A 22,389-nucleotide genomic window follows, 5' to 3' on the forward strand; every position below is an offset into this window, starting at 1 on the left:
CGCCGCCCTTCTCCGGTTCTCGGTCCTCCGTCGTCATTGTGCCGCCCGGTGATCGCGCTGTCCCGGGAAACGCGCACCGTGAGCGGTTCGGGGCGGCTCCGGGACGTCCCGGCCCATGAGGAACACTGGACCGGTACGCCGTCCCCGACCGGAAGCAGGACATGCCCGCCACGCCCACGCCCCTCCTCGACACCCCCGGCCTGCCCGCGGGCCCCGCCGACATCCGGCTGATCGTCACCGACATGGACGGCACGCTGCTGGACGACGCCAAGCGGATCCCCGACGGGCTGTGGCCGATGCTCGCCGAGCTGCGCCGGCGGGGCGTGCTGTTCAGCCCCGCGAGCGGCCGCCAGTACGCCACGCTGGCCGAGCAGTTCGCCCAGGTCGCCGAGGGCATGGTGTTCATCGCGGAGAACGGCACGTACGTGGTCCGCGACGGCGTGGAGCTCAGCTCCGACACGATGGACAGGGCCGTCGCCGCCGGGGTGGCCCGTACGGTACGGCGGCTGGTCGCGGACGGCGTGGACGCCGGCGCCGTGGTGTGCGGCAAGCGGGCGGCGTACGTCGAGCGGACCGACGAGGCGTTCCTGGCGGAGGTACGCAAGTACTACGCCGTGCACCGGATCGTCGAGGACGTCACCGCGGTCGACGACGACGTGATCAAGGTCGCGCTGTTCGACTTCGGGTCCGCCGAGCACTCCACCGCCCCGGCCCTCGCGGAGTTCACCGCCACCCACCAGGTCGTCGTCTCCGGCGAGCACTGGGTGGACGTGATGAACCGCACCGCCAACAAGGGCACCGCGCTGCGCGGTCTCCAGCGGGCGCTCGGCATCACGCCCGCGCGGACCATGGTCTTCGGCGACTACCTCAACGACCTGGAGATGCTCGACGCCGCCGAGTGGTCCTTCGCGATGGCGGGCGCCCACCCGGAGGTCGTCGGCAGGGCCCGCCACCTCGCCCCGTCCAACAACGACAACGGAGTGCTGCGCACCATCGCCCACGTGCTGGGGATCACCCTGTAGCGGTGTGCGCGACCCGGGCGGTGCCGGTCAGCGGAGGATCCCGACTCCGCCGTACAGCGAGACCGGCCCCGCGCCGTCCGCGGCCCGTTCGCAGCGCCAGGCGTCGACCGGCACGACGCCCGGTTCCAGCAGGTCGAGGCCCTTGAAGAACGCGGCCACCTCGTCCCGGGACCGGGCGACCAGGGTCACTCCGCCCGCGGCGTACGCGGCGATGCCCTTCTGGACGTTCTCCGGCTCGAAGTCGGCCGTCATCATCGACAGCACCAGACAACTGCCCGGCGCCAGCTCCTCGACCAGCGTCGACACCATCTCGTGCGCGCCGTCCTCGTCGGCGACGAAGTGCAGCAGCGCGATCAGCGACAGGGCCACCGGACGGCCGAAGTCCAGGACGTGGGCGGCCTGTTCGAGAACGGCGCGCGGATCGCGGGCGTCGGCCTGCGCGTACTCCGTCACACCCTCGGGGGTGCCGCGCAGCAGCGCACCCGCGTGGGCCAGCACGATCGGGTCGTTGTCGACGTAGACCACCCGCGCGTCCGGCGCCACCGACTGGGCGATCTGGTGCAGGTTCGGCTCGGTCGGTATGCCGGTGCCGATGTCCAGGAACTGGCGGATGCCGGTCTCGGCGAGCGCGCGCGTGGTCCGGTGCATGAACGCCCGGTTGGCGCGGGCGGCCCGCGGTGCGCCGCCCCCGTCCACGGCCGCGATCTGCCGGCCGAGCCGCTCGTCGACGGGGTAGTTGTCCTTGCCGCCGAGGAACCAGTCGTACACCCTGGCCGGATGCGGCCGTGTGGTGTCGATGTGCTGCGCGGCCGGCTCGGTCCCCGTCACGTGCTGCTCCTTCACTCCCGCCGGGATGCGAGCAGCAGTCTGACACGATCATCCGGCGCGGCGCAGACAGTCCTCGGCCACCTCCTTGTCGAGCGCGGCCCGCACCAACGCGACCGCCAGTACGGCCGGTTCGGTGTTCCCGGCGAGCTCCGTCAGCTTGTCCGGGTCCTTCGGCAGGCCGAGCCGCTGCGCCCCGGAGAGCGCCTTGTCGTCCAGGTAGGGCTCGATCTCGTGCCAGACCCGCTGGGCCTCGCGCAGGAAGATGTCGGCGCCGGCCGGGCCGATGCCCGGCTCCTCCTGGAGCAGTTCCCTGAGCTCCCCGGTGCCGCCGTGCGCCGCCTCGTGCAGCCGGCGCAGGTCGCCGGACCAGCGGTCCAGCAACAGCTGGGCGCCGTCGCCGAGTTGGGTTGCGGTACGCTCGTCGTAGCGCCGGTAGCCGCCGCGGCCGAGCGCGTCCACCCGCTGCTTCCAGTCCGCGTCGGCCATGCGGCGCGGGCTGTCGAGGTGGTCCTCGTGCAGGGCCTGCGCGGCCGCCACCGCGACCGAGGCGCGGATCCGGGCGCTGAGCAGCAGGGACAGCACGAGCAGCCGGTACAGCGGCTGAGGGGTGTCCTTCAGCTTGATGCCCGCCTCGTCGGCGTAGGTCTGCCCGTGGGCGGACAGCAGCTCGCGCAGGACCTTCTCGTCGCGGTTCATGGCTACGGCTTGAGCGGGTCGTGGCCCAGTGTCATCAGCCGGTGCCGGCGGCGGGTGTCCTCCGGCGCCGTCTCCGGCTCCGGCTCGTCCTCCATGTCGACCAGGTCCCCGACCGTGTCGACGACCTGGTGCATCACGCGGACGTCGTCGTCGGTGAGATCGGTCCGGCGCTTCTGGAGGATGGCGAGGACATGCTGTCCGGTGTCCGTGCCCGCCTCTTCGGGCAGCGGCTCGGTCTCCTCGTCGGCGTCCCGGACCCGCAGCCAGGCCGCGAGCTCCGCCGAGGTCATGTTCACCAGGCGGTGGAAGTCCTCCCACAGCGCTTCGAGTTCGAGGGAGTCGGCCATGGCTCTTCCCTTCCGAGCGGGGTGTCGTGCTAGCTGGGGGCGGTCTCGCGCGGGTGGTTCTCGGCCTGGAACATCCAGCGCTGCTTCTCCAGGTCGGCGGTGACGGAGATCAGCAGGTCCTGCGTGACGGGGTCGGGCTCCGCCGTCGCCGCGATCCGTTCGCGCAGCCGGCCGACGACCGCTTCGAGCGCCGACACCATCAGCTCCACGACCTCGGTGTCGCGCAGCCAGCCGTCCTTGGTGCCGGGCAGCGCGAAGGTCGCGGCGACGGTCTCGGGCCGGCCGTCCGGGGGCACGCCCAGGGCGGCGGCGCGCTCGGCGACCGTGTCGGAGTGGGCACGGGCCGTCGCCACCACCTCGTCGAGCTGGAGGTGGATCGACCGGAACCGCGGGCCCACGATGTTCCAGTGCGCCTGCTTCCCGATCAGCGACAGACCGAGCAGGTCCACCAGGGTGTCCTGCAGGGCGGTCCCGGTGACGCCGAGCGCCTCCTCGGGCAGCGTGCTCCTCATCACCGTCATGGTGTCTCCGTCCCCTTTCGTCGCTTGCGTACGGGTCGTGTCCGAAAGGGCGGGTGCCCAGCGCCCGGGTGAGCAAACAGGCCTGATCAGCGGGGCAGTGACCGGTCCAGGAAGCGGATCACCTCGGCGAAGGCCTCCTTCCTGTCCGTCTCGTGGAACACCTCGTGCCGCGCTCCGGCGAAGATCCGCTCGGTCAGCTGTGAGCCGGCCAGCCGCTCCACGCCGGTCCGGCTGCCGGGCAGCGGCACCAGGCGGTCGTCGTCCCCGTGCAGCCACAGCATCGGCAGCGCGCCGATGTCACCGCCCCGGTCGACGGTCTCCAGAGTGCGTGCGAAGGCCTCCACCGTCGGCCGCTTCATCGGCCCGTGCCACACCAGCGGATCGGCCGCGTAGGCGGCGCCGACGGCAGGGTCCCGGGAGAGCGCGGCCGGGCTCACCGGGGTGTCCGGGATCTCCGGCAGGGCCAGCAGCCGCCCGGGCAGCTCCCAGCCGCCGATCACCGGCCCGGACAGGACCAGCGCGCTCAGCTCGGCGCCGTACCGCTGGGCGTAGCGGGCGCAGATCAGCCCGCCCATGGAGTGGCCTACCAGGACCGTCGGCAGGCCGGGGTGCGCGGCCCGGGCGAGGTCCGCCACCGCGTGCACATCGGTGACCACGTCCTCGAAGTCCTCGATCAGCACCCGCTCCCCGGCCGACCTGCCGTGGCCGGCGTGATCGGGCCCGTACACGGCCGCCCCGTGCCCGGTCAGCACGGCGGCCAGCTCGTCGTACCGGCCCGCGTGCTCGCCGTATCCGTGCACCACCAGGGCCAGGTATCGCGGTGCCGGGTGCGGCCACTCACGTACGGCGAGCGGGCCGTGGGTGCCGTCCACCGTGTGCTCACGGACGTGGGGCATGTCTCCTCCGGGTGACGCGGTGAAGCTACGGGGGGATCTTCCCAGGGAGCCGGTCGGCGGTCTATAGTCTAAAACTAGCAGTGCTAATTAAGTGTCCCCGTGTGGTCCGCCGATCGACAGTGCCGTCGATCGGTCGTAGGTCAGGAGTCGAAGCCGTGCGTCCCGTCCACTTCGCGGCCGCCCGCCGCACCCCCATCGGCAAGCTGCGTGGAGCCCTGTCCTCCATCCGCCCCGACGACCTGGCGGCGACCGTGATCCGCCGCCTGGTGGCCGACGTACCCGCCCTCGACCCGGCCCGGATCGACGACGTCTACTGGGGCGCGGCCAACCAGGCCGGCGAGGACAACCGCAACGTCGCCCGCATGGCCGCCCTGCTCGCCGGGCTGCCCGAGTCCGTGCCCGGCGCCACCGTCAACCGGCTGTGCGCCTCCGGCCTCGAAGCGGTCACCGCCGCCGCCCGGACCGTCGCCGCCGGAGAGGCCGACATCGTGATCGCGGGCGGCTCGGAGTCCATGAGCCGCGCCCCCTTCGTGCTGCCACGCCCGGACGAGGCCCTGCCGCACCGCATCGAGACCCACGACACCCGGCTCGGCTGGCGCCTGGTCAACCCGGCGATGAAGGAACTGCACGGCCTGCTGTCCATGGGGGAGACCGCCGAGGAGGTCGCCGAGCGGTACGGCATCTCCCGCGACCGGCAGGACGAGTTCGCCCTGCGCAGCCACCAGCTCGCCGCCGCCGCACGCAAGAACGGGCACTTCGACGACGAACTCCTGCCCGTGGAGCGGCCGGACGGCATCGTGGTCGAACAGGACGAGTGCGTCCGCGAGGACACCTCGCTGGAGAAGCTGTCGAGGCTGAAGCCGGTCTTCCGGCAGGGCGGCACGGTCACCGCGGGCAACGCCTCGCCGATGAACGACGGCGCCGCCGGGCTGCTCCTGGTCAGCGAGGAGGCCCTGAACGAACTGGGCCTGGAATCCCTCGGCCGGTACGTCGCCGGCGCCTCCGCCGGGGTCCACCCCGACGTCATGGGCATCGGCCCGGTCCCCGCCACCCGCAAGGCGCTCGCCCGGGCCGGCTGGGACATCGCCGACCTCCAGGAGGCCGAGTTCAACGAGGCGTTCGCCGCGCAGGCCCTCGCCTGCGTCGACCAGCTGGGCATCGACCCCGGCCTGGTCAACCCCACCGGCGGCGCCATCGCCCTCGGCCACCCCCTCGGCTGCTCGGGCGCCCGCATCCTGACGACGCTCCTGCACCGGATGCGGCGCACGGGCGCCGAACGGGGACTCGCGACCATGTGCGTGGGCGTGGGGCAGGGGAGCGCGGTGCTGGTCGAGCGGCACTAGCGCGCTTCCAACGGGGGGATCTGGTCAGTCGAGCCGTAGCTGGGAAACGGAGCAGAACTCCATGGCAACCCTGTCCGTCGCCGCCATCCCCGCCGAGAACGCCCGGCGTCGCCCCGACAAGACCGCGCTGGTCGAGGGGGACCTGCGGCTGTCCTTCGCCGAGGTGTGGCGCAGGGCCCTGGCCCGGGCGGGCGCGCTCACCGCGCTCGGCGTACGACCGGGTGACCGGGTGGCGCTGATGGCCCCCAACACCGCCGAGTTCCCGGTCGCCTACTACGCGATCGCCGCGGCGGGCGGAGTGGTCGTCCCCGTCCACCTGCTGCTGTCGGCCGGCGAGGTCGAGCACGTGCTCAGGGACAGCGGGGCGACGCTGCTGCTCGTGCACCCGGCCCAGGCGGCGACCGGCCGGGCCGCCGCCGAGGCCACCGGCGTCCAAGTGGTCGTCCTGGGTGAGGAGTCCGACAAACTCGCCGCCGCCGCCGAGCCGCTGCCGTCGTACGTCACCCGCGCCGCCGACGACCCGGCGGTGATCTTCTACACGAGCGGGACGACCGGCGTGCCGAAGGGCGCCGTGCTCAGCCACTTCAACCTCGTGATGAACGCGACCGTCAACGCCTTCGACGCCAACGACATCCGCGCCGACGACATCGCCCTCGGCGCGCTGCCGCTGTTCCACGCCTTCGGGCAGACGGTGTCGCTCAACTCCACCTGGCGGGCGGGGGCCACGCTCGTGCTGCTGCCCCGCTTCGACGCGGCCCGCGCCATCGAACTGATGGTCAAGGAGGGGGTCAACACCTTCCATGGCGTGCCGACCATGTTCGTGGCCCTCGCCGCGGCCGCCTCGGACGCCGGCGCGCTGCCCGCCCTGCGCGTGTGCGTCTCCGGTGGGGCCTCGCTCCCGGTGGCCGTACTGGAGCGGTTCGAGGAGGCGTTCGGCGCGAAGATCTACGAGGGGTACGGTCTGTCGGAGACCTCGCCGACGGCCACCGTCAACCAGCCCGTGTTCGGCACCCGGGCCGGCACCATCGGCCACCCGCTGTGGGGCATCGACGTGGAGATCGCCCGCGCCGAGGTGGAGGGCCGCGTCGAGCTGCTGCCGCCCGGGGAGCTCGGCGAGGTCGTCATCCGCGGCCACAACGTCTTCTCCGGCTACCTCGGCCGGCCCGAGGCCACCGCCGAGGCCCTGGTCGACGGCTGGTTCCGCACCGGCGACCTGGGCACCAAGGACGACCAGGGCTTCCTGCGGATCGTCGACCGCAAGAAGGACGTCATCATCCGCGGCGGCTACAACGTGTACCCGAGGGAGGTCGAGGAGGTGCTGATGCGGCACCCCGGCATCGCCCAGGTCGCGGTCATCGGCCTGCCCGACGAACTGCACGGCGAGGAGGTCTGCGCCGTCGTCGTACCGGCACCGGGCACCGCGCCCGACGCCGCCGGGATCACCGAGTGGTCGAAGGAGTACCTCGGCCGGCACAAGTACCCGCGGCGCGTGGAGTTCACGGACGCGATGCCGCTCGGGCCCAGCATGAAGGTGCTGAAGCGGGAACTCCGGGCGCAGTACGCGGAACAGTCATAGCGGGCGGAAGAGGCCGTGGTGAGGGGCGCGGTGGGAGTACGGCGGGGGCACGGCGGGGGTCAACTGGCGAGACGGTCCTTACGCCGGAGGCTTGTCCGGACATAGCATCGGTCCCCGCATGAACACGATGACGCTCTGGCACATGTCCGGCTGGGGGTTCGCGGCGCTCGCCTTCGCGGCCCTGCTCGTCGGCTTCTCCAAGACCGCGGTGAGCGGGGCCAACACGGTCAGCCTCGCGATCTTCGCCGCGGTCCTGCCCGCCCGCGCCTCCACCGGGGTCCTGCTGCCCGTCCTGATCGCCGGTGACGTGCTCGCCGTCCTCACCTACCGGCGGCACGCCCACTGGCCCACCCTGTGGCGGCTGTTCCCGGCCGTCGCGGCCGGCGTGGTGGTCGGCACGCTGTTCCTGATGTGGGCCGACGACGGGATCGTACGGACCTCGATCGGCGCGATCCTGCTGCTGATGGCGGGGGTGACGGTGTGGCGGCGGCGCACGGCGGACGCCGGGCAGGCACCGGAGCAGGTCACCTCACGCGCGGGCCGCGCCAAAGCCCGCTCCTACGGCGTGCTCGGCGGGTTCACCACGATGGTCGCCAACGCGGGCGGCCCGGTGATGTCGATGTACCTGCTGTCCGCCGGCTTCCGGAAGCTGGGCTTCCTCGGTACCTCCGCCTTCTTCTTCCTCATCGTGAACGTCTCCAAGGTGCCGTTCAGCGCGGGCCTCGGCCTGATCGACGGGCGCTCGCTGCTCCTTGACGCGGCGCTCGCGGTGTTCGTCGTGCCCGGTGCGTTGTTCGGCAAGTGGGCTGTGAACAGGATCAACCAGCGACTCTTCGAACAACTCGTGATCGCGGCGACGATCGTGGGCGGAGTGCAACTGCTACTGCGCTAGCCCCAGCAGCGCCGGGAGGTCCGCGAAAGAGTCCAGCACGTGGTCCGGTGTACCGCTCGCGCCTTCCAGCGTCTCCTGCTGGAACTTCCCCGTCCGCACCAGCACCCCGGTGAGCCCGGCCCGTTGCGCCGCGAGCACGTCCGACTCCACGTCGTCCCCCACCATCAGCGCGTGTTCGGCGTCCACCCCCAGCCGGGCCAGCGCCGCCTCGAAGAACGCCCGGGACGGCTTGCCCGTGACCTCCGCCTCTGTGTGCGCGGCCTTCTCCAGCCCGAGCAGAAAGGCACCGGAGTCCAGCTGCAGCCCGGCGTCGGTCCGCCAGTACAGGTTCCGGTGCATGGCGACCAGCCGCGCACCCCGCTGGAGAAACCCGAACGCCCGGTTGAGCGTGGCGTAGTCCAGCTCCGGCCCGGCACCGCCGAACACGACCACCTCGGGATCGTCGTCCACCAGGGTGACATCGCCCAGGTCCTCCGCGACGTCCCCGCTGTTGACCAGCGCGCAGCGGGCGCCGGGGAAGTGTTCGGCGAGGTGGGCGGCGGTGACGGCGGGCGCGGTGAGGACGTCCTCGGCACGCACGTCGAAACCGGCGCCGCTCAGCGTCTCGGCGATCGACGCCCGGGTACGGGACGTCGTGTTGGTCACCAGCACCACGCCGAGCCCCGCAGCGCGGATCGCGCGCAGGGCCTCCACCGCGCCCGGCAGCGGTTTCCAGGAGACGGTGAGAACACCGTCGATATCGATCAGCACGGCACGCACGGAATCCATGACCTCCATGACCTCCATGACCTCCATGACCGAAGACCGTAGCGACCCGCCCGGCGGACCGTCCGGTACCACCTCGTACCCTCACCCCTATGCCCGCGCACGTCCTGATCCTCGGCGGCACCACCGAGGCCCGTCGCCTCGCCGCCGACCTCGCCGCCCGCACCGGCGTCCGGGTGACCACGTCGCTCGCCGGCCGAGTCGCGCGGCCGGGAGCGGTGGCGGGCGAGGTACGGATCGGCGGCTTCGGCGGTGCGCAGGGCCTGGCCGACTGGCTGCGCGCGCAGCATGTGGACGCCCTGGTCGACGCCACCCACCCCTTCGCCGAGGCGATCACGGCCAACGCGGCGCACGCGGCGGCGGCCACGGAAGTTCCCTCGGTAGTCCTGCGCCGCCCCGGTTGGCGGCCGGGCCGAGGCGACCGCTGGTACGACGTCCCGTCCCTGGCAGGGGCCGCCGAAGTGCTGCCCGGCCTCGGCCGCCGCGTCTTCCTGAGCACCGGACGCCTGGGCCTCGCCGCATTCGCCCACCTGACGGACCTGCGCTTCGTCGTACGGTCGGTCGACCCGCCCGAGCCGCCCATGCCGCCGGACACCGAACTGGTCCTCGCCCGCGGCCCGTTCACCGTCGCCGACGAGACGGAGCTGCTGAGCGCCCACCGCATCGAGGTGCTGGTGACCAAGGACAGCGGCGGGCAGGCCACGGCCGCGAAACTGACGGCGGCGCGGGAACTCGGCCTGCCCGTGGTCGTCGTGCGGCGCCCCCCGCTCCCGCAGGGCGTGGCGGCGGTCCCCGATGTGGCGGGCGTACTGGAGTGGCTCGGGTTCAGCCCGGCGTGAGGACCGACGCCCGGATCCGGTCGACGGCGCGCAGCACCTCGTCCCGGTTCTTGGCGGACTTGACCCAGGCCGGCAGCCTGGCCACCAGGGTCATCTTCTGCCCGGTGTCGTACCAGTCGGCGCGCTCGCGCAGCGCGGCGCCGGTATGACGCCGGATCAGATCGAGGTGTCGCAGGTCGTAGGCCCACAGCCAGCCGTGTCGGGTCTCCCGCTGGAGCCACAGGCGGGCACCGAAGTAGGGATCCTCGGCGGGTCCCCTCGACCCCGCCCACAAGCCGACGCCCCGGCCCGTCCAGGTCCGGGACAGACCGCACGACCGGCAGACCAGTCGCCGGGGCGCGAAGAGCAGTCGCCCTCCGGGGTGCGGCTGCCGCTGGACGCGGGCGATGCGGTCGCAGCGCGGGCAGCGGACCAGGATCGAGTCCAGGAAGTCGTACTCCGTACTGCGCGGATCGCGGAAACGGACGGGAGAGCCGGACATGGCCCGAGTATGACCGGCGCCCGGCGTCCGGCTCACCCGGTTTTCGAACCCCTGCCACCGTTTCCCCGGCCGGGGTCCGGCGCAGCTACTGGTCGCCGGGGTTTCTGCGCAGCAGATACGTGTCCATGATCCAGCCCTTGCGCTCACGTGCCTCGGCCCGCATCCGCTCGATGCGCGGACCGGTCTCGGCGATCGGTCCGGAAGCCAGGAGCTCGTCCGGAGTGCCGAGGTACGCGCCCCAGTAGATGTCGATGTCCTCCTCGGCGTACTTCCGGAAGGCCTGGTGCGCGTCCAGCATCACGACGACGTCGTCCACGCCCTCGGGGAACCCCTCGGCCAGCCGCCGCCCGGTGGTGATCTGCACCGGCCGGGCCACCCGGTTCAGGCCCGTGCGGTGCCGGGCGACCAGGGCGGAGACGCTGCTGATGCCGGGTATCACGTCGTACTCGAACGCGACCGCGCCGCGCTCCAGCACCTCCTGCAGAATCCCGAGCGTGCTGTCGTACAACGCCGGATCGCCCCACACCAGGAAGGCGCCGGTGCCGTCCTCGCCCAGCTCCTCGGCTATCAGCCGCTCGTAGATCCCGGCGCGGGCGCTGCGCCAGTCCTCCACCGCCGGCGAGTACGCCGACCCGCCCGCCTTCCGGTCCCGCTCCGGGTCACGGGCCTCCACCAACCGGTACGACCCCTCGGGCAGATGCGCGTCCAGCATGTCCCGGCGGAGCTGGGTGAGATCGCTCTTCACCTCGCCCTTGTCGAGCAGGAAGAACACGTCCGTGCTCCGCAGCGCCTTGACCGCCTGCAGGGTCAGCTGGTCGGGGTCGCCCGCGCCGATACCGATGACATGAATCTTTCGCACGCCCCGAGTCTGCCGCATGCCACTGACAGTGGGAGACGGGCCTGTCAGGAAAGGAGCCGGGGCGCCTCCTCCCCGGCGTCCACCGGCCGCTCCCGGGCCCCGCTCTCCACCCGCCCCGCCAGCTCCCGCGCCCACCGGGTGAGCCCGGCGAGATCGATCCCGTACGGCCGGTCCTCGCCCTGCTCGGTCTCCCATTCCGCGAGCGCACCCGCGCCCCGCCGCAGCAGCCGGGCCCCGCCGACGGCGTTCCCGCGCGCCGCGTGGGTGAGGCCCACCGCCAGCTGGGCGAGCCCCCGCCACAGCGAGCGCTCCTCCTCGGGCCCCGACTTCCAGGCGTCCTCGAACACCTCGTGCGCGTGGAACGGCTTCCCGGCGTCCAGCAGCGCCTGCGCCTCGGCGACCGTCTCCTGCGGCCGCCGCACGACCCCCTCCGGCTGCCGGGGGACGCCCTCCGTGCCGTAGGGCAACGGCCGGCCGAGTCCGTCCCGGGGCCGCGCACTGCGCGCCCGCCCCTCCGGGTCCCGGTCCCTGGCATCCGATGCGCCCGCGTTCGTCATGCAACCGATTGTCCCCGGCTCACCCCCGGCCCTCTTCGGCCCACCCCCGAAGGTGGGGTAAAGTGCTGTTCGCGCGATCACGCGGGACACCGCGAGTGAGCGCAACGGGACGTGGCGCAGCTTGGTAGCGCACTTGACTGGGGGTCAAGGGGTCGCAGGTTCAAATCCTGTCGTCCCGACTTGCGAGAGTCGTGGGTCAGGGGTGGTGTCGGAGCAGTCCGGCACCACCCCTGGTCGTGTTCGGGCACCGGATCGCCCGGTGGTCAGGGCGATCACCGCGCCGGCCAGGGAGCAGCCGCCGATGATCGAACCGCCGCAGGCGTTCGTGCGCAGCACCGTCGAACGCGAGGGAGAGTCCGGCAGGGCCTGGCTCGCCGCGTTGCCCGGGATCGTGGACGACCTGCTGCGGCGCTGGGAATGCCTGCCCGACGGCGACGTCCTGCACGGGGGCGTCGGCCTGATCGTCCCGGTGCGCCGGGTGACGAGCGCGGACGCCGCCGTGCTGAAGGTGTCGTTCCCGCACCCCGGCAACGTGCACGAGCCGGACGCCTTCGCGGTCTGGCGCGGCCGGGGAGCCGTCCGGCTGCACGCGCGGGACGACGAACGGTTCGCGCTGCTGCTGGAGCGCGCCCACGCCACGACCTTGGCACAGGCGGCGGACGGCGACGAACTCCTCGCGGTCGCCGGGCGGATCAACCGCCGCCTCGCGGTGCCCGCCCCGCCCGCTCTGCCCCGGCTGCGGGAGCGGTCCGGGGCCTGGGAGGAGCAGCTGCGCACGGACGAGGTGTCGCTGCCGCACCGGCTGCCGCGCCGCGTGGTGGACGCCGCCGTGGCGACCGTACGCGAGCTGGGCCGGAGCCAGCCGGACACCCTCGTCCACGGTGACCTGCACGCCCGCAACATCCTGCGCGCCGACCGCGAGCCGTGGCTCGCCGTCGACCCCAAGGGATACGCGGGCGATCCGGCGTACGACGGGGGCACGCTCCTGAAGGCCTACGCGGCGAACCGGGCCACGTCCGGCGATCTGCCGAAGGCCGTGCGGCGCGCTCTCGACGTCTTCGCCGAGGCCGCCGGACTCGATCGTGAGCGGGTCCGGCGCTGGGCCCAACTGCACGCCGTTCAGGCCGCGTTCCACGGCCGTCGGCATGGATTCCGCAGGGCCCGCCAGGGGGCGCGGCGGGATCGGCTCATCGCCCTCGCCGACCACCTGGCGGACCTGCTCACGGAAGCGGAGTCAGGGTGAAGGCCGCCGCGGTTCCCGTACGACGGCGACCTCGCCCGGAGCGACCGTCACCGAGTCGTGCAGCTCCTTGCCGGTGAGGAGTTCCGTCGCGCCCGGTGCGACCGGCACCTCCGCGCCCTGCCCGGCATGGTCGATGACGAACAGGTAGTCCGCCTCCGGGCCGCGGCGGCGGACCACCTCGACGCCCGGCGGGGCCGTACGCACCGGCTCCACGCCCGCCTCGCCCCGGACGCGGTCCAGCAGCGCGGCCAGGGTGGCCGGGTCCGGGAGCGTGGCCAGGTACCAGCCGGTGCCCGTGCCGTGGGCGCGGCGGGTCACCGCGGGGACGCCGGTCAGGGGGCCGTCGGCGTACGACGCGACCGCCTCGGCGCCCTCCAGCCGCAGCCGCTCCGACCACAGCGTGCCCGCGGCCCCGTCCGGCACCGCACCGGAGAGCGCGACCTGCTCACCGGGCAGCAGCGGGAACGGTTCGTCCGAGCGGACGCCGAGCACCTCGCGGAAGGCGCCCGGGTAACCGCCCAGGCGCACATGGCAGTTCTCGTCCACGGCCCCGCTGTGGAAGCCCACGGCGAGGGTGCCGCCGCGCTCGGCGAACGCCGACAGGTTCGCCGCGCCCTCGTCGTCGACCAGGTACAGGCTGGGGGCCAGGACCAGGCGGTAGGCGGACAGGTCCGCCCGCGGCCGTACGAAGTCCACGGGCACGCCCGACCGCCACAGCGGCTCGTACCAGGCCCGGACGAGGTCCGCATGGCGCAGCTCCCCGCTCGGCTGCGAGGGCAGTTCCAGGGCCCAGCGGGCGTCCCAGTCCCAGACGATCGCCACCTCGGCGGGCGAGGCGCTGCCGCGTACCTCCGCCAACGCCCGCAGGTCCGAGCCCAGCCGCACCACGTCCCGCCAGATCCGGCTGTCGGTGCCGGCGTGCGGCACCATCGCCGAGTGCCACTGCTCCGCACCCGCCTTCGACTGCCGCCACTGGAAGTACGCGATGCCGTCCGCGCCGCGCGCCACGTGTGCGAGGGCGTTGCGGCGCAACTCTCCGGGCTTCTTCGCGCGGTTGACGGGCTGCCAGTTCACCGCGCCGGTGGAGTGCTCCATCAGCAGCCACGGACCGCCCGCCAGGGAGCGGGTGAGGTCGCCGCTCAGCGCGATGTCGATCTCGGACTCGCGGTCCGTGGACATCAGGTAGTGGTCGTTGGAGACGATGTCCAGCTGCGGCGCCCAGCGCCAGTAGTCGAGCGCGTCGAAGTTGGCCATCACCATGAAGTTGGTGGTGGCCGGGATAGACGGCGCCGCCGCCCGCAGCACGTCCCGTTCCGCCGTGCAGAGCGACAGCAGCTCGTCGGAGCAGAACCGGCGCCAGTCCAGCTGGTGCGTCGGGTTGGGTACGGCGCCGGTGGCGCGCGGCGGCAGGATCTCCGCCCAGTCGCCGTACCACTGGCTCCAGAACCGCGTGCCCCAGGCCTCGTTGAGCGCCGCCAGGTCGTCGCCGTAGCGGGCCCTGAGCCAGCGGCGGAACGCGGCCGCGCTGGTGTCGCAGTAGCAGGCCGCGTTGTGGCAGCCGTACTCGTTGTGCACGTGCCACATGCGCAACGAGGGGTGGTCCGCGTACCGCTCGGCGAGCGCGCCCGCGATGCGCAGCGCGGCCTCGCGGTAGGCGGGGGAGGACGGGCAGAAGGTCTGCCGGCTGCCGTAGGAGAGGGCGCGGCCGTCGCGGTCGACCGGCAGCGCCTCCGGGTGGCCGCGGAAGAACCACGCCGGAGGCGCCGCCGTGGGCGTGGCCAGGTCGGCGGCGATGCCGTTCTCGTGCAGCAGGCCGAGGACCTTGTCCAGGTGCGAGAAGTCGTACTCGCCCTCGGCCGGCTCCAGCAGCGCCCAGGAGAAGATGCCGACGCTGACCAGGTTCACCCCGGCCTCGCGCATCAGGCGCATGTCCTCGGCCCACACCTCCTCGGGCCACTGCTCGGGGTTGTAGTCGCCGCCGTAGGCGAGGCCGGGGACGGACAGGGTGCGCTTCACTGTGTTTTCTTCGTTCCCTTTCACGTGCGAACGGATCAGCCCTTGTTGGAGCCCAGGGTCAGACCGCTGACGAACTGGCGCTGGAGCGCGAAGTAGACGATCAGGGTCGGGATCGCGGTCAGCAGGGAGCCGGCGGCCACCAGGTTGGGGTCGGTGAAGTACTGTCCGGAGAGGTTGTTCAGGGCCGAGGTGATCGGCATGTTCTGGCCCGTCGAGATCAGCACCAGCGCCCAGAAGAAGTCGTTGTAGATCCAGATCGACAGCAGGGTCGCCAGGGCCGCCATCGCCGGCTTGCACAGCGGCAGCGTGATCTGCCAGTACAGCCGCCACACCGAGGCACCGTCGACCAGGGCGGCCTCCGTCAGCTCGTGCGGCAGCGAGCGCATGTAGTTGCTCAGCACGAACGCGCAGAACCCGGACTGGAACGCCACGTGGATGAGGACCAGGCCGAGCGCGGAGTCGTACAGCTTGCCGCTGGCCGTGATGCCCGGCAGGTCCGTCAGCAGGTACAGCCGGTACAGCGGGGTGATGATGACCTGCTGCGGCAGCAGGTTGCCGGCCGTGAAGACCAGCAGGAGGGCGAGGTTCAGCCGGAAGTCGAAACGGGCGACGTAGAACGCCACGCAGGAGGACAGGAACAGCGTCAGCAGCACGGCCGGGATCGCGATGACCAGGGTGTTGCCGAAGTAGTGCAGCATGTCCGACTGCTGGTAGGCGTTTGTGAAGTTCTCGAACGTCAGCTTGTCCGGCCAGGAGACGTAACCCTTCGCGCTGGTCTCGCTGTACGGCCGCAGGGCCGAGAAGATCGCCCACAGCAATGGCGCCAGCCACGCCAGCGCCGTACCCGCGAGGAAGACGTGCAGCAGGACACGGGCCGGCCGGACGGGGGCGCGCCGCTTCAGCGGCAGGGTGGTGCTGCTCATGCGCGCCGCTCCTTCCGGAAGGTGGCGATCAGATACGGGATGATCACCGCGAGGGAGATCACCAGCAGGACGACGGCGATGGCGGAGCCGTAACCGATGCGGCTGGACTCGCCGATGATGTTGTTGGTGACCAGGATCGACAGCAACTCGGTGCCCTGGGCACCCTTGTTGAAGACGAAGACCAGGTCGAAGGCGCGCAGCGCCTCGATGATCGTGACCACCAGCACGACCGTGTTGGTCGGGCGCAGGGTCGGGAAGATGACACTCTTGAACGTCTGCCACTCGTTCGCGCCGTCCAGCGCGGAGGCCTCCCTGAGCGACGGGTCGACGCTCTTCAGACCGGCCAGGTACAGGATCATCATGTAGCCGGTGTGCCGCCACGACGCGGCGATGAGGACCGCCCACAGGTTGAGGTGCGGGTCGCCGATCCAGTCGATGTAGTGGCCCGGCTTGTTGGCGCCGATGATGCTGTTGATCAGGCCGGTGTCGGGGTTGTAGACCAGCTGCCAGACGAAGCCGATGCAGGCCATCGAGATGACGACCGGCAGGAAGAACGCGGTCTGGTAGACCCGGCTGAAGCGGATCCGCTTGTCCAGCTGCACGGCCAGGAACAGGCCGAACGGCGTCGGGATCAGGATGAGTACGACGAACCAGATGATGTTGTGCTGGACGGCGGGCCAGAACTGCGGGTTGTCGTTGAAGAGTTGCTTGAAGTTGTCCAGGCCCACCCACTTGATCGAGTCGAACCCGATGCCGTCCCAGGTGGTGAAGGCGAGGAAGATCGAGGCGATGGCCGTGACCCACACCAGGAGCACGTGCAGGATCGTCGGCACGCCCGCCATCAGGGCGAGCGTGAACCGGTCACGGCGCGTCAGCAGACGGCGATGGCCGTGCGTGGCCCGCGTGCGCGCGGGCGAGGCGCCCGGAGGCGGCACGGCGGCCGCCTCCGGGGTCTTCGTGTTCGTATCGGTCGTCATCGGGCCGCTCACTGGGACGCGAAGATCGTCTTCTTCTGGCGCTCGATGGACGACAACAGGCTGTCCACGTCCTTGGGGTTCTGCAGGAACTTCTGCAGGCCGGGCTGCATCACCGTGGAGGTGAAGTCGGGGCGGGAGTCGCGGTCCATGAACTGGGTGAGGCTCTTGGCGCTGCCGATCATGTCGAACGCCTTCTTCTGCAGCGCCGAGTAGGCGGAGGTGCTCGCCTTGCTGGAGGCGGCCACCACGCTCGGGTCGGTCTTCAGGTACAGCTCCTCGGCCGCCGGGCTGCCCAGGTACTCCAGCAGCTTCACCACACCGTCGTGGTTCTTCGGGGACTTGCTCACCATGAAGCCGTCGGTGGGCGCCTCCACGGTGTCCTGGCCATAGGCGGAGTTGATCACCGGGAAGGGGAAGAAGTCGAGGTCGTCCAGGTCGGCCTTGTTGGTGAACTGCTGGGCCACGAAGGAGCCGAGGAGGTACATGCCGGCCTTCTTGGACACCAGGGACTGCGCGGCGTCCTGCCAGGTACGGCCCATGAAGCCGTCCTGGTGGTAGGGGAGGATCTCGGCCCAGTGGTCGAAGACGGCCTTCACCTTGGCGTCGGTCCAGGCGGCCTTGCCCGCCATCAACTGGACGTGGAAGTCGTAGCCGTTGAGGCGGAAGTTGATCTGGTCGAAGGTGCCCATCGCCGGCCAGGCGTCCTTGTCGCCGAAGGCCAGCGGGACGAGTCCGTCCTTCTGCATCTGCTTGCACAGGGCGACGAAGTCGTCCCAGGTGGTGGGAACCTTGTAGCCGTGCTGCTGGAAGACGCTCTTGCGGTAGAAGACCGCCCAGGGGTACGTCGTCAGCGGCACGAAGTAGTACTTGCCGTCCTCGCCCTTGCTGAGCTTCTTCATCGCGTCCGGGAAGTTGTTCCCGATCTTCGCCCACACGTCGTCGATCGGCGAGGCCAGGCCCTTCGCCGCGAAGAACTGCATGCGGTAGCCGGCGAACCAGTTGAACACGTCGTCCGGCGTGCCCTGCAGATACGAGTTGATCTGCTCCTGGAAGGTGTTGTGGTCCTTGGTGTTCACATCGACCGTGATGCCGGACTGCTTCTTGAACTCGGCGTACACGCTCGCGAAGGCCTGCTTCGGCACGGCGTCCGAGGCGTTGGAGCCGAGGGTGACGGTCTTCGGGTCCGAGGAGGAACCGCTGCCTCCGCAGGCGGACAGCAGGGGTATGCCCGCCCCGGCGAGCAGGGCGGCACTGCCTGCTCCGCGCAGGACCGAACGACGGCTGGGACCCGGGACGGAGAGACCGGAGGGGGAGAGGCGCATGGCGGCTCCTGAGGAATACAGGGCTCGGTCAAGGGGATGAGTCGGTCACCGAAAGGTCGTCGAAACCGATCAGAAACCAACTCGACCGAACATCGTGGGCGTAATAACAGCCCCATGTCCGCTCATGAGTCAATAGGGCGGCCCCTCCTGGGCTGTCTCTTGCCCGAAACGTAATCGTCACCGTTACCTGCGTGTTCACCCGAGCGAAGAGCCGAGAGCCCCCACGGCGCGGGCGGCCGAGGGGGCTGTGTGAACACGGGTGATTCCGCTTCGGGTCCTGACCAGCGGTTCGGGTTCCCGGCGGGCGGGTTCAGGTACGGACCAGCAACTGGAACTCGAAGGCGTACCGCGACGCCCGGTATACATGGCTGCCGTACTCCACCGGCCGGCCCGTGACGTCGTACGCGGTGCGCCGCATGGTGAGCAGGGCCGCGCCCTCCTGCTCCTGGAGCAGGGCGCCCTCCTCGGCCGTCGCGCTGCGGGCGCCGATGGACTGGCGGGCGCTGTGCAGGACGATCCCGGCGGACCGCATCATGCGGTACAGCCCCGTCGACTCCAGCCGCCCCGTGGGGAGTTCGAGGAGTGAGGTGGGCAGGTGGTTGCACAGGAACGCCACCGGCCGGCCGTGGGTGCGGCGCAGCCGCTCCAGCGCGGTGACCTCCGCGCCCTCCGCGATCCCGAGCGCGGCGGCCACCTCGGCGCTCGCCGGGACGCGTTCGTTGCGCAGCACCAGGGTGGTCGGCTCCTGGCCGGCCGACTCCAGGTCGTCGTAGAGGCTGCTGAGCTCCAGCGGCCGTCTGACCTTGCTGTGCACGACCTGCGTGCCCACCCCGCGGCGGCGCACCAGCAACCCCTTGTCCACCAGGGACTGGATGGCCTGGCGCACGGTGGGCCGGGACAGGCCGAGGCGTACGGACAGGTCGACCTCGTTGCCCAGGAGGTTGCCGGGGGCCAGCGTGCCGTGTTCGATGGCCGCTTCCAGTTGCCGGGCGAACTGGTAGTACAGCGGCACCGGGCTCGTGCGGTCCAGGGTGAAGCCGATCGAGTCGAGCGCACGATCACCCGGTGCCGTTCGCTGCGGGGTGCGGTGTACTGGGCTCATGCCTCTCAGGTGTAGGTCCCGGACGGTGCGGGTGTCAATGGTTTGTACTTACATTCGAACCTGCTTCTGAAATGATGTCTTAACAAAGTATTGACAGCAGGCGCCCCCAAGGACTTGGATCCCGTCCCAACGCAACAGCGTCCCTTCCCCGTCACACGCACAGTGAGGTGCAGGAAAGATGGACCGCTCTTCTCCCTCCCGCTCCCGGAGACTGGCCCCCGTAGTGGCGGTCGCCGCCGCGGCGGCCCTGACCCTCGCCGGCTGCGCCAGCAGCCACGGCGGCAAGAAGGCCGAGGAGGCGGCACAGAACGCCTCGGCGGGCAGGGCCAACACCCCGCGCATGACCGTCGCACTGGTCACGCACCAGGCGCCCGGTGACACCTTCTGGGACACCGTCCGCAAGGGCGCCGAGGCCGCCGCCGCCAAGGACAACATCAAGCTCGTCTACTCCGCCGACCCCAACGCCGGCAACCAGGCCAACCTGGTGCAGAACGCGATCGACCAGAAGGTCGACGGCATCGCGGTCACCCTCGCCAAGCCGGACGCGATGAAGAGCGTCATCGGCAAGGCCGAGCAGTCGGGCATACCGGTGGTGGGCCTGAACTCGGGCCTGAGCGACTGGAAGAAGCTCGGCCTGCTGGAGTTCTTCGGGCAGGACGAGAGCGTGGCGGGCGAGGCGTTCGGCGACAAGCTGAACACGACCGGCGCCAAGAAGATCGTCTGCGTGATCCAGGAACAGGGCAACGTGGGCCTCACCCAGCGCTGCGACGGGGTGAAGAAGACGTTCAAGGGCACCACTGAGACGCTGTACGTGAACGGCACCGACATGCCGTCCGTGCGGTCGACCATCACGGCCAAGCTGAAGCAGGACAGCTCCATCGACACCGTCGTCACCCTCGGCGCCCCGTTCGCGCTCACGGCGGTGCAGTCGCTGGGCGACGCCGGCAGCAAGGCCAAGGTGGCCACCTTCGACCTGAACAAGGACCTGGTGAAGGCCGTCCAGAACGGCTCGATCGAGTTCGCCGTCGACCAGCAGCCCTATCTGCAGGGCTATCTGGCCGTCGACGCGCTGTGGCTCTACAAGTACAACGGCAACTACAGCGGCGGCGGGGTCCAGCCGGTGCTGACCGGCCCGGCCTTCGTCGACAAGTCCAACGTCGACAAGGTCGCCGAGTTCGCCGCGAAGGGGACCCGGTGATGAGCATGGCCCAGCAGGCTGGACCGGCCCTCGGCAGGCCGCCGGCGGCCGGCCCCGAGCAGACCGACGGCCGCACCGCGCGCCGCCCGCTGGCGCTGCGGCTGCTGGCCCGGCCCGAGGTGGGGGTCTTCCTCGGCGCCGCCGCCGTCCTGGTCTTCTTCCTGGTCGTCGCGCCCTCGGTCCGCCAGGGCAGCTCGATGGCGACGATCCTCTACCAGTCCTCGACCATCGGGATCATGGCCCTGCCGGTGGCCCTGCTGATGATCGGCGGCGAGTTCGACCTCTCCGCGGGCGTCGCGGTGATCACCTCGGCGCTCACCGCGAGCATGCTCAGCTACCAACTGACCATGAACGTGTGGACCGGCGTGATCGTCGCGCTGGTCGTGTCGCTGGCGATCGGGTTCTTCAACGGCTGGATGGTGGTCAGGACCGGCCTGCCCAGCTTCCTGATCACCCTGGGCACCTTCCTGATCCTGCAGGGCGTGAACCTGGCCGTGACCAAGCTGGTCACCGGCAACGTGGCCACCGACGACATCAGCGACATGGACGGCTTCGACCAGGCCAGGAAGGTCTTCGCGTCCTCGTTCGACGTGGGCGGGGTCCAGGTGAAGATCACCGTGGTGTGGTGGCTGGTCTTCGCGGCCCTGGCCACCTGGGTGCTGCTGCGCACCAGGTACGGCAACTGGATCTTCGCCGTCGGCGGCAACAAGGAGAGCGCCCGCGCCGTCGGCGTCCCGGTGACCTTCACCAAGATCTCGCTGTTCATGCTGGTCGGGTTCGGCGCCTGGTTCATCGGCATGCACAACCTGTTCTCCTTCAACACCGTGCAGTCCGGCGAGGGCGTCGGCCAGGAGCTGATCTACATCGCCGCGGCCGTCATCGGCGGCTGCCTGCTCACCGGCGGCGCCGGCTCCGCGATCGGCCCGGTCTTCGGGGCGTTCATGTTCGGCATGGTCAACCAGGGCATCGTCTACGCCGGCTGGAACCCCGACTGGTTCAAGGCCTTCCTCGGCGTGATGCTGCTCGGCGCCGTCCTGATCAATCTGTGGGTCCAGCGCACGGCGACCCGGAGGTAAAGCGATGACCGACGACAAGACCCACGGCACCGTTGTCCAGGACGCACCGCCCGCCGACGACGGCCTGCTGGTCGAACTGCGCAAGGCCGGCAAGTCCTACGGCAACATCCGCGCCCTGCACGGCGTCGACCTCACGGTCCACGCCGGCGAGGTCACCTGCGTCCTGGGGGACAACGGCGCGGGCAAGTCCACCCTCATCAAGATCGTCTCCGGGCTGCACCAGCACACCGAGGGCGAGTTCCTCGTCGACGGCGTCCCGGTGCGGTTCTCCAGCCCGCGCGAGGCCCTGGACCGCGGCATCGCGACCGTCTACCAGGACCTGGCCACCGTGCCGCTGATGCCGGTGTGGCGCAACTTCTTCCTCGGCTCGGAGATGACCCGGGGCCCCTGGCCGGTCCGCCGGCTGGACATCGCGGCGATGAAGAAGACCGCGGACGAGGAACTGCGCCGCATGGGCATCGTCCTGGACGACCTGGAACAGCCCATCGGCACCCTCTCCGGCGGCCAGCGCCAGTGCGTGGCCATCGCCCGCGCCGTCTACTTCGGCGCCCGCGTCCTCATCCTGGACGAGCCCACCGCCGCCCTCGGCGTCAAGCAGTCCGGCGTGGTGCTGAAGTACATCGCCGCCGCCCGCGACCGCGGCCTGGGCGTCATCTTCATCACCCACAACCCCCACCACGCCTACATGGTCGGCGACCACTTCAGCGTCCTGCGCCTGGGCACCCTGGAACTGTCCGCCTCCCGCGCCGAGGTCAGCCTGGAGGAACTGACCAACCACATGGCCGGCGGCGCCGAACTCGCCGCCCTCAAGCACGAACTGGCCCAGGTACGCGGCGTCGACACCGACGAACTCCCCGAGGAGGAAGACCTCACCGCACCCGTCGCGCCCTCCCCGGAAGGGACCCCCTGA

The 22,389-nt window shown here is 71.0% G+C and carries 23 protein-coding genes and 1 tRNA gene; 10 read left to right on the forward strand and 14 right to left on the reverse strand.

Annotated elements, in window-relative coordinates; translation table 11 throughout:
• The first annotated feature begins 161 nt into the window (after window positions 1-161).
• On the forward strand, window positions 162-1,022 hold the full coding sequence (locus tag LMU33_RS10075) for a Cof-type HAD-IIB family hydrolase (RefSeq protein WP_228619307.1): 861 nt from the start codon (window positions 162-164) through the stop codon (window positions 1,020-1,022).
• A 27-nt stretch (window positions 1,023-1,049) separates the two neighbouring features.
• Here LMU33_RS10075 and LMU33_RS10080 read toward each other — a convergent pair whose 3' ends face one another.
• The 5 genes from LMU33_RS10080 to LMU33_RS10100 all read right to left on the reverse strand — a co-directional run bounded on the left by LMU33_RS10080 (window position 1,050) and on the right by LMU33_RS10100 (window position 4,310).
• Window positions 1,050-1,850 carry an SAM-dependent methyltransferase gene (locus tag LMU33_RS10080; RefSeq protein ID WP_228619308.1) on the reverse strand — a complete coding sequence of 267 codons (801 nt, stop codon included), beginning with the start codon at window positions 1,848-1,850 and terminating at the stop codon, window positions 1,050-1,052.
• Between the two features lie 48 nt (window positions 1,851-1,898).
• Window positions 1,899-2,546 carry an endonuclease gene (locus LMU33_RS10085; RefSeq protein WP_228619310.1) on the reverse strand — a complete coding sequence of 216 codons (648 nt, stop codon included), beginning with the start codon at window positions 2,544-2,546 and terminating at the stop codon, window positions 1,899-1,901.
• A gap of 2 nt (window positions 2,547-2,548) precedes the next feature.
• The gene (locus LMU33_RS10090; protein ID WP_228619312.1) at window positions 2,549-2,893 is read right to left on the reverse strand and encodes a DUF3140 domain-containing protein; all 345 of its coding nucleotides are present in this window, start codon (window positions 2,891-2,893) and stop codon (window positions 2,549-2,551) included.
• Between the two features lie 29 nt (window positions 2,894-2,922).
• The gene (locus LMU33_RS10095; protein ID WP_228619314.1) at window positions 2,923-3,414 is read right to left on the reverse strand and encodes a Dps family protein; all 492 of its coding nucleotides are present in this window, start codon (window positions 3,412-3,414) and stop codon (window positions 2,923-2,925) included.
• 86 nt (window positions 3,415-3,500) lie between these two features.
• On the reverse strand, window positions 3,501-4,310 hold the full coding sequence (locus LMU33_RS10100) for an alpha/beta hydrolase (protein WP_228619315.1): 810 nt from the start codon (window positions 4,308-4,310) through the stop codon (window positions 3,501-3,503).
• Window positions 4,311-4,465: 155 nt separating this feature from the next.
• Between LMU33_RS10100 and LMU33_RS10105 the strand changes: the two genes are divergently transcribed.
• The 3 genes from LMU33_RS10105 to LMU33_RS10115 all read left to right on the forward strand — a co-directional run bounded on the left by LMU33_RS10105 (window position 4,466) and on the right by LMU33_RS10115 (window position 8,121).
• Window positions 4,466-5,653 carry a thiolase family protein gene (locus LMU33_RS10105; RefSeq protein WP_228619317.1) on the forward strand — a complete coding sequence of 396 codons (1,188 nt, stop codon included), beginning with the start codon at window positions 4,466-4,468 and terminating at the stop codon, window positions 5,651-5,653.
• 61 nt (window positions 5,654-5,714) lie between these two features.
• Complete coding sequence (locus tag LMU33_RS10110) at window positions 5,715-7,229, forward strand: long-chain-fatty-acid--CoA ligase (RefSeq protein ID WP_228619318.1); 1,515 nt, start codon at window positions 5,715-5,717, stop codon at window positions 7,227-7,229.
• Between the two features lie 118 nt (window positions 7,230-7,347).
• Window positions 7,348-8,121 carry a sulfite exporter TauE/SafE family protein gene (locus tag LMU33_RS10115; RefSeq protein ID WP_228619320.1) on the forward strand — a complete coding sequence of 258 codons (774 nt, stop codon included), beginning with the start codon at window positions 7,348-7,350 and terminating at the stop codon, window positions 8,119-8,121.
• On the opposite strand, the gene LMU33_RS10120 is transcribed toward LMU33_RS10115, so the two are convergent.
• A complete protein-coding gene (locus LMU33_RS10120; protein ID WP_228619755.1) occupies window positions 8,110-8,889 on the reverse strand; it encodes a TIGR01458 family HAD-type hydrolase in 780 nt (259 codons plus the stop codon). The two genes, LMU33_RS10115 and LMU33_RS10120, sit on opposite strands and share 12 nt — an antisense overlap.
• 89 nt (window positions 8,890-8,978) lie before the next feature.
• Here LMU33_RS10120 and LMU33_RS10125 point away from each other — a divergent pair, with 89 nt between their 5' ends.
• On the forward strand, window positions 8,979-9,725 hold the full coding sequence (locus tag LMU33_RS10125) for a cobalt-precorrin-6A reductase (RefSeq protein WP_228619321.1): 747 nt from the start codon (window positions 8,979-8,981) through the stop codon (window positions 9,723-9,725).
• Here LMU33_RS10125 and LMU33_RS10130 read toward each other — a convergent pair.
• The 3 genes from LMU33_RS10130 to LMU33_RS10140 all read right to left on the reverse strand — a co-directional run bounded on the left by LMU33_RS10130 (window position 9,712) and on the right by LMU33_RS10140 (window position 11,622).
• Window positions 9,712-10,206: a hypothetical protein gene (locus LMU33_RS10130; RefSeq protein WP_228619322.1), complete on the reverse strand. Its 495-nt coding sequence runs from the start codon at window positions 10,204-10,206 to the stop codon at window positions 9,712-9,714. The two genes, LMU33_RS10125 and LMU33_RS10130, sit on opposite strands and share 14 nt — an antisense overlap.
• Before the next feature lie 85 nt (window positions 10,207-10,291).
• Window positions 10,292-11,065 carry a precorrin-6A synthase (deacetylating) gene (cobF, locus tag LMU33_RS10135; RefSeq protein WP_228619324.1) on the reverse strand — a complete coding sequence of 258 codons (774 nt, stop codon included), beginning with the start codon at window positions 11,063-11,065 and terminating at the stop codon, window positions 10,292-10,294.
• A 44-nt stretch (window positions 11,066-11,109) separates the two neighbouring features.
• On the reverse strand, window positions 11,110-11,622 hold the full coding sequence (locus tag LMU33_RS10140) for a DUF309 domain-containing protein (RefSeq protein ID WP_228619325.1): 513 nt from the start codon (window positions 11,620-11,622) through the stop codon (window positions 11,110-11,112).
• A gap of 105 nt (window positions 11,623-11,727) precedes the next feature.
• Between LMU33_RS10140 and LMU33_RS10145 the strand changes: the two genes are divergently transcribed.
• Both LMU33_RS10145 and LMU33_RS10150 read left to right on the forward strand, forming a co-directional pair.
• A tRNA-Pro gene (locus tag LMU33_RS10145) sits at window positions 11,728-11,801 on the forward strand.
• A 122-nt stretch (window positions 11,802-11,923) separates the two neighbouring features.
• Entirely contained in the window at window positions 11,924-12,865 is a 942-nt protein-coding gene (locus LMU33_RS10150) for an aminoglycoside phosphotransferase family protein (RefSeq protein WP_228619327.1), read from the forward strand.
• Here LMU33_RS10150 and LMU33_RS10155 read toward each other — a convergent pair.
• The 5 genes from LMU33_RS10155 to LMU33_RS10175 all read right to left on the reverse strand — a co-directional run bounded on the left by LMU33_RS10155 (window position 12,857) and on the right by LMU33_RS10175 (window position 19,205).
• Window positions 12,857-14,881, reverse strand: coding sequence for a beta-galactosidase (locus LMU33_RS10155; protein WP_228619328.1), 2,025 nt, complete (start codon window positions 14,879-14,881; stop codon window positions 12,857-12,859). The genes LMU33_RS10150 and LMU33_RS10155 overlap by 9 nt on opposite strands.
• Window positions 14,882-14,916: 35 nt before the next feature.
• Complete coding sequence (locus LMU33_RS10160; RefSeq protein ID WP_228619330.1) at window positions 14,917-15,804, reverse strand: carbohydrate ABC transporter permease; 888 nt, start codon at window positions 15,802-15,804, stop codon at window positions 14,917-14,919.
• Window positions 15,801-16,781, reverse strand: coding sequence for a carbohydrate ABC transporter permease (locus LMU33_RS10165; RefSeq protein WP_228619332.1), 981 nt, complete (start codon window positions 16,779-16,781; stop codon window positions 15,801-15,803). The genes LMU33_RS10160 and LMU33_RS10165 overlap by 4 nt, the downstream gene beginning before the upstream one ends.
• 8 nt (window positions 16,782-16,789) lie before the next feature.
• Complete coding sequence (locus LMU33_RS10170; RefSeq protein WP_228619334.1) at window positions 16,790-18,103, reverse strand: ABC transporter substrate-binding protein; 1,314 nt, start codon at window positions 18,101-18,103, stop codon at window positions 16,790-16,792.
• Window positions 18,104-18,413: 310 nt separating this feature from the next.
• Entirely contained in the window at window positions 18,414-19,205 is a 792-nt protein-coding gene (locus tag LMU33_RS10175; protein ID WP_228619336.1) for a GntR family transcriptional regulator, read from the reverse strand.
• Between the two features lie 178 nt (window positions 19,206-19,383).
• On the opposite strand from LMU33_RS10175, the gene LMU33_RS10180 reads away from it, so the two are divergent.
• From LMU33_RS10180 to LMU33_RS10190, 3 genes are read left to right on the forward strand one after another with little or no spacing between them, the layout of a single operon-like run.
• Window positions 19,384-20,403, forward strand: a complete 1,020-nt coding sequence (locus tag LMU33_RS10180; RefSeq protein WP_228619338.1) for a sugar ABC transporter substrate-binding protein — start codon at window positions 19,384-19,386, stop codon at window positions 20,401-20,403.
• Window positions 20,403-21,479: an ABC transporter permease gene (locus LMU33_RS10185; protein WP_228619339.1), complete on the forward strand. Its 1,077-nt coding sequence runs from the start codon at window positions 20,403-20,405 to the stop codon at window positions 21,477-21,479. Before LMU33_RS10180 ends, LMU33_RS10185 begins: the two co-directional genes overlap by 1 nt.
• Before the next feature lie 4 nt (window positions 21,480-21,483).
• A complete protein-coding gene (locus LMU33_RS10190) occupies window positions 21,484-22,389 on the forward strand; it encodes an ATP-binding cassette domain-containing protein (RefSeq protein WP_228619341.1) in 906 nt (301 codons plus the stop codon).

Source organism: Streptomyces barringtoniae, from assembly GCF_020819595.1.
GTDB classification, from domain to species: domain Bacteria; phylum Actinomycetota; class Actinomycetes; order Streptomycetales; family Streptomycetaceae; genus Streptomyces; species Streptomyces barringtoniae.

What these genes read in the sequence shown, in the direction of transcription:
- LMU33_RS10075 (WP_228619307.1), top strand. Translation starts at nt 162, where the DNA reads ATGCCCGCCACGCCCACGCCCCTCCTCGACACCCCCGGCCTGCCCGCG.
- LMU33_RS10085 (WP_228619310.1), bottom strand. Translation starts at nt 2,546, where the DNA reads ATGAACCGCGACGAGAAGGTCCTGCGCGAGCTGCTGTCCGCCCACGGG.
- LMU33_RS10090 (WP_228619312.1), bottom strand. Translation starts at nt 2,893, where the DNA reads ATGGCCGACTCCCTCGAACTCGAAGCGCTGTGGGAGGACTTCCACCGC.
- LMU33_RS10095 (WP_228619314.1), bottom strand. Translation starts at nt 3,414, where the DNA reads ATGACGGTGATGAGGAGCACGCTGCCCGAGGAGGCGCTCGGCGTCACC.
- LMU33_RS10100 (WP_228619315.1), bottom strand. Translation starts at nt 4,310, where the DNA reads ATGCCCCACGTCCGTGAGCACACGGTGGACGGCACCCACGGCCCGCTC.
- LMU33_RS10110 (WP_228619318.1), top strand. Translation starts at nt 5,715, where the DNA reads ATGGCAACCCTGTCCGTCGCCGCCATCCCCGCCGAGAACGCCCGGCGT.
- LMU33_RS10115 (WP_228619320.1), top strand. Translation starts at nt 7,348, where the DNA reads ATGAACACGATGACGCTCTGGCACATGTCCGGCTGGGGGTTCGCGGCG.
- LMU33_RS10120 (WP_228619755.1), bottom strand. Translation starts at nt 8,889, where the DNA reads ATGGATTCCGTGCGTGCCGTGCTGATCGATATCGACGGTGTTCTCACC.
- LMU33_RS10125 (WP_228619321.1), top strand. Translation starts at nt 8,979, where the DNA reads ATGCCCGCGCACGTCCTGATCCTCGGCGGCACCACCGAGGCCCGTCGC.
- LMU33_RS10130 (WP_228619322.1), bottom strand. Translation starts at nt 10,206, where the DNA reads ATGTCCGGCTCTCCCGTCCGTTTCCGCGATCCGCGCAGTACGGAGTAC.
- LMU33_RS10140 (WP_228619325.1), bottom strand. Translation starts at nt 11,622, where the DNA reads ATGACGAACGCGGGCGCATCGGATGCCAGGGACCGGGACCCGGAGGGG.
- LMU33_RS10150 (WP_228619327.1), top strand. Translation starts at nt 11,924, where the DNA reads ATGATCGAACCGCCGCAGGCGTTCGTGCGCAGCACCGTCGAACGCGAG.
- LMU33_RS10160 (WP_228619330.1), bottom strand. Translation starts at nt 15,804, where the DNA reads ATGAGCAGCACCACCCTGCCGCTGAAGCGGCGCGCCCCCGTCCGGCCG.
- LMU33_RS10165 (WP_228619332.1), bottom strand. Translation starts at nt 16,781, where the DNA reads ATGACGACCGATACGAACACGAAGACCCCGGAGGCGGCCGCCGTGCCG.
- LMU33_RS10170 (WP_228619334.1), bottom strand. Translation starts at nt 18,103, where the DNA reads ATGCGCCTCTCCCCCTCCGGTCTCTCCGTCCCGGGTCCCAGCCGTCGT.
- LMU33_RS10175 (WP_228619336.1), bottom strand. Translation starts at nt 19,205, where the DNA reads ATGAGCCCAGTACACCGCACCCCGCAGCGAACGGCACCGGGTGATCGT.
- LMU33_RS10180 (WP_228619338.1), top strand. Translation starts at nt 19,384, where the DNA reads ATGGACCGCTCTTCTCCCTCCCGCTCCCGGAGACTGGCCCCCGTAGTG.
- LMU33_RS10185 (WP_228619339.1), top strand. Translation starts at nt 20,403, where the DNA reads ATGAGCATGGCCCAGCAGGCTGGACCGGCCCTCGGCAGGCCGCCGGCG.
- LMU33_RS10190 (WP_228619341.1), top strand. Translation starts at nt 21,484, where the DNA reads ATGACCGACGACAAGACCCACGGCACCGTTGTCCAGGACGCACCGCCC.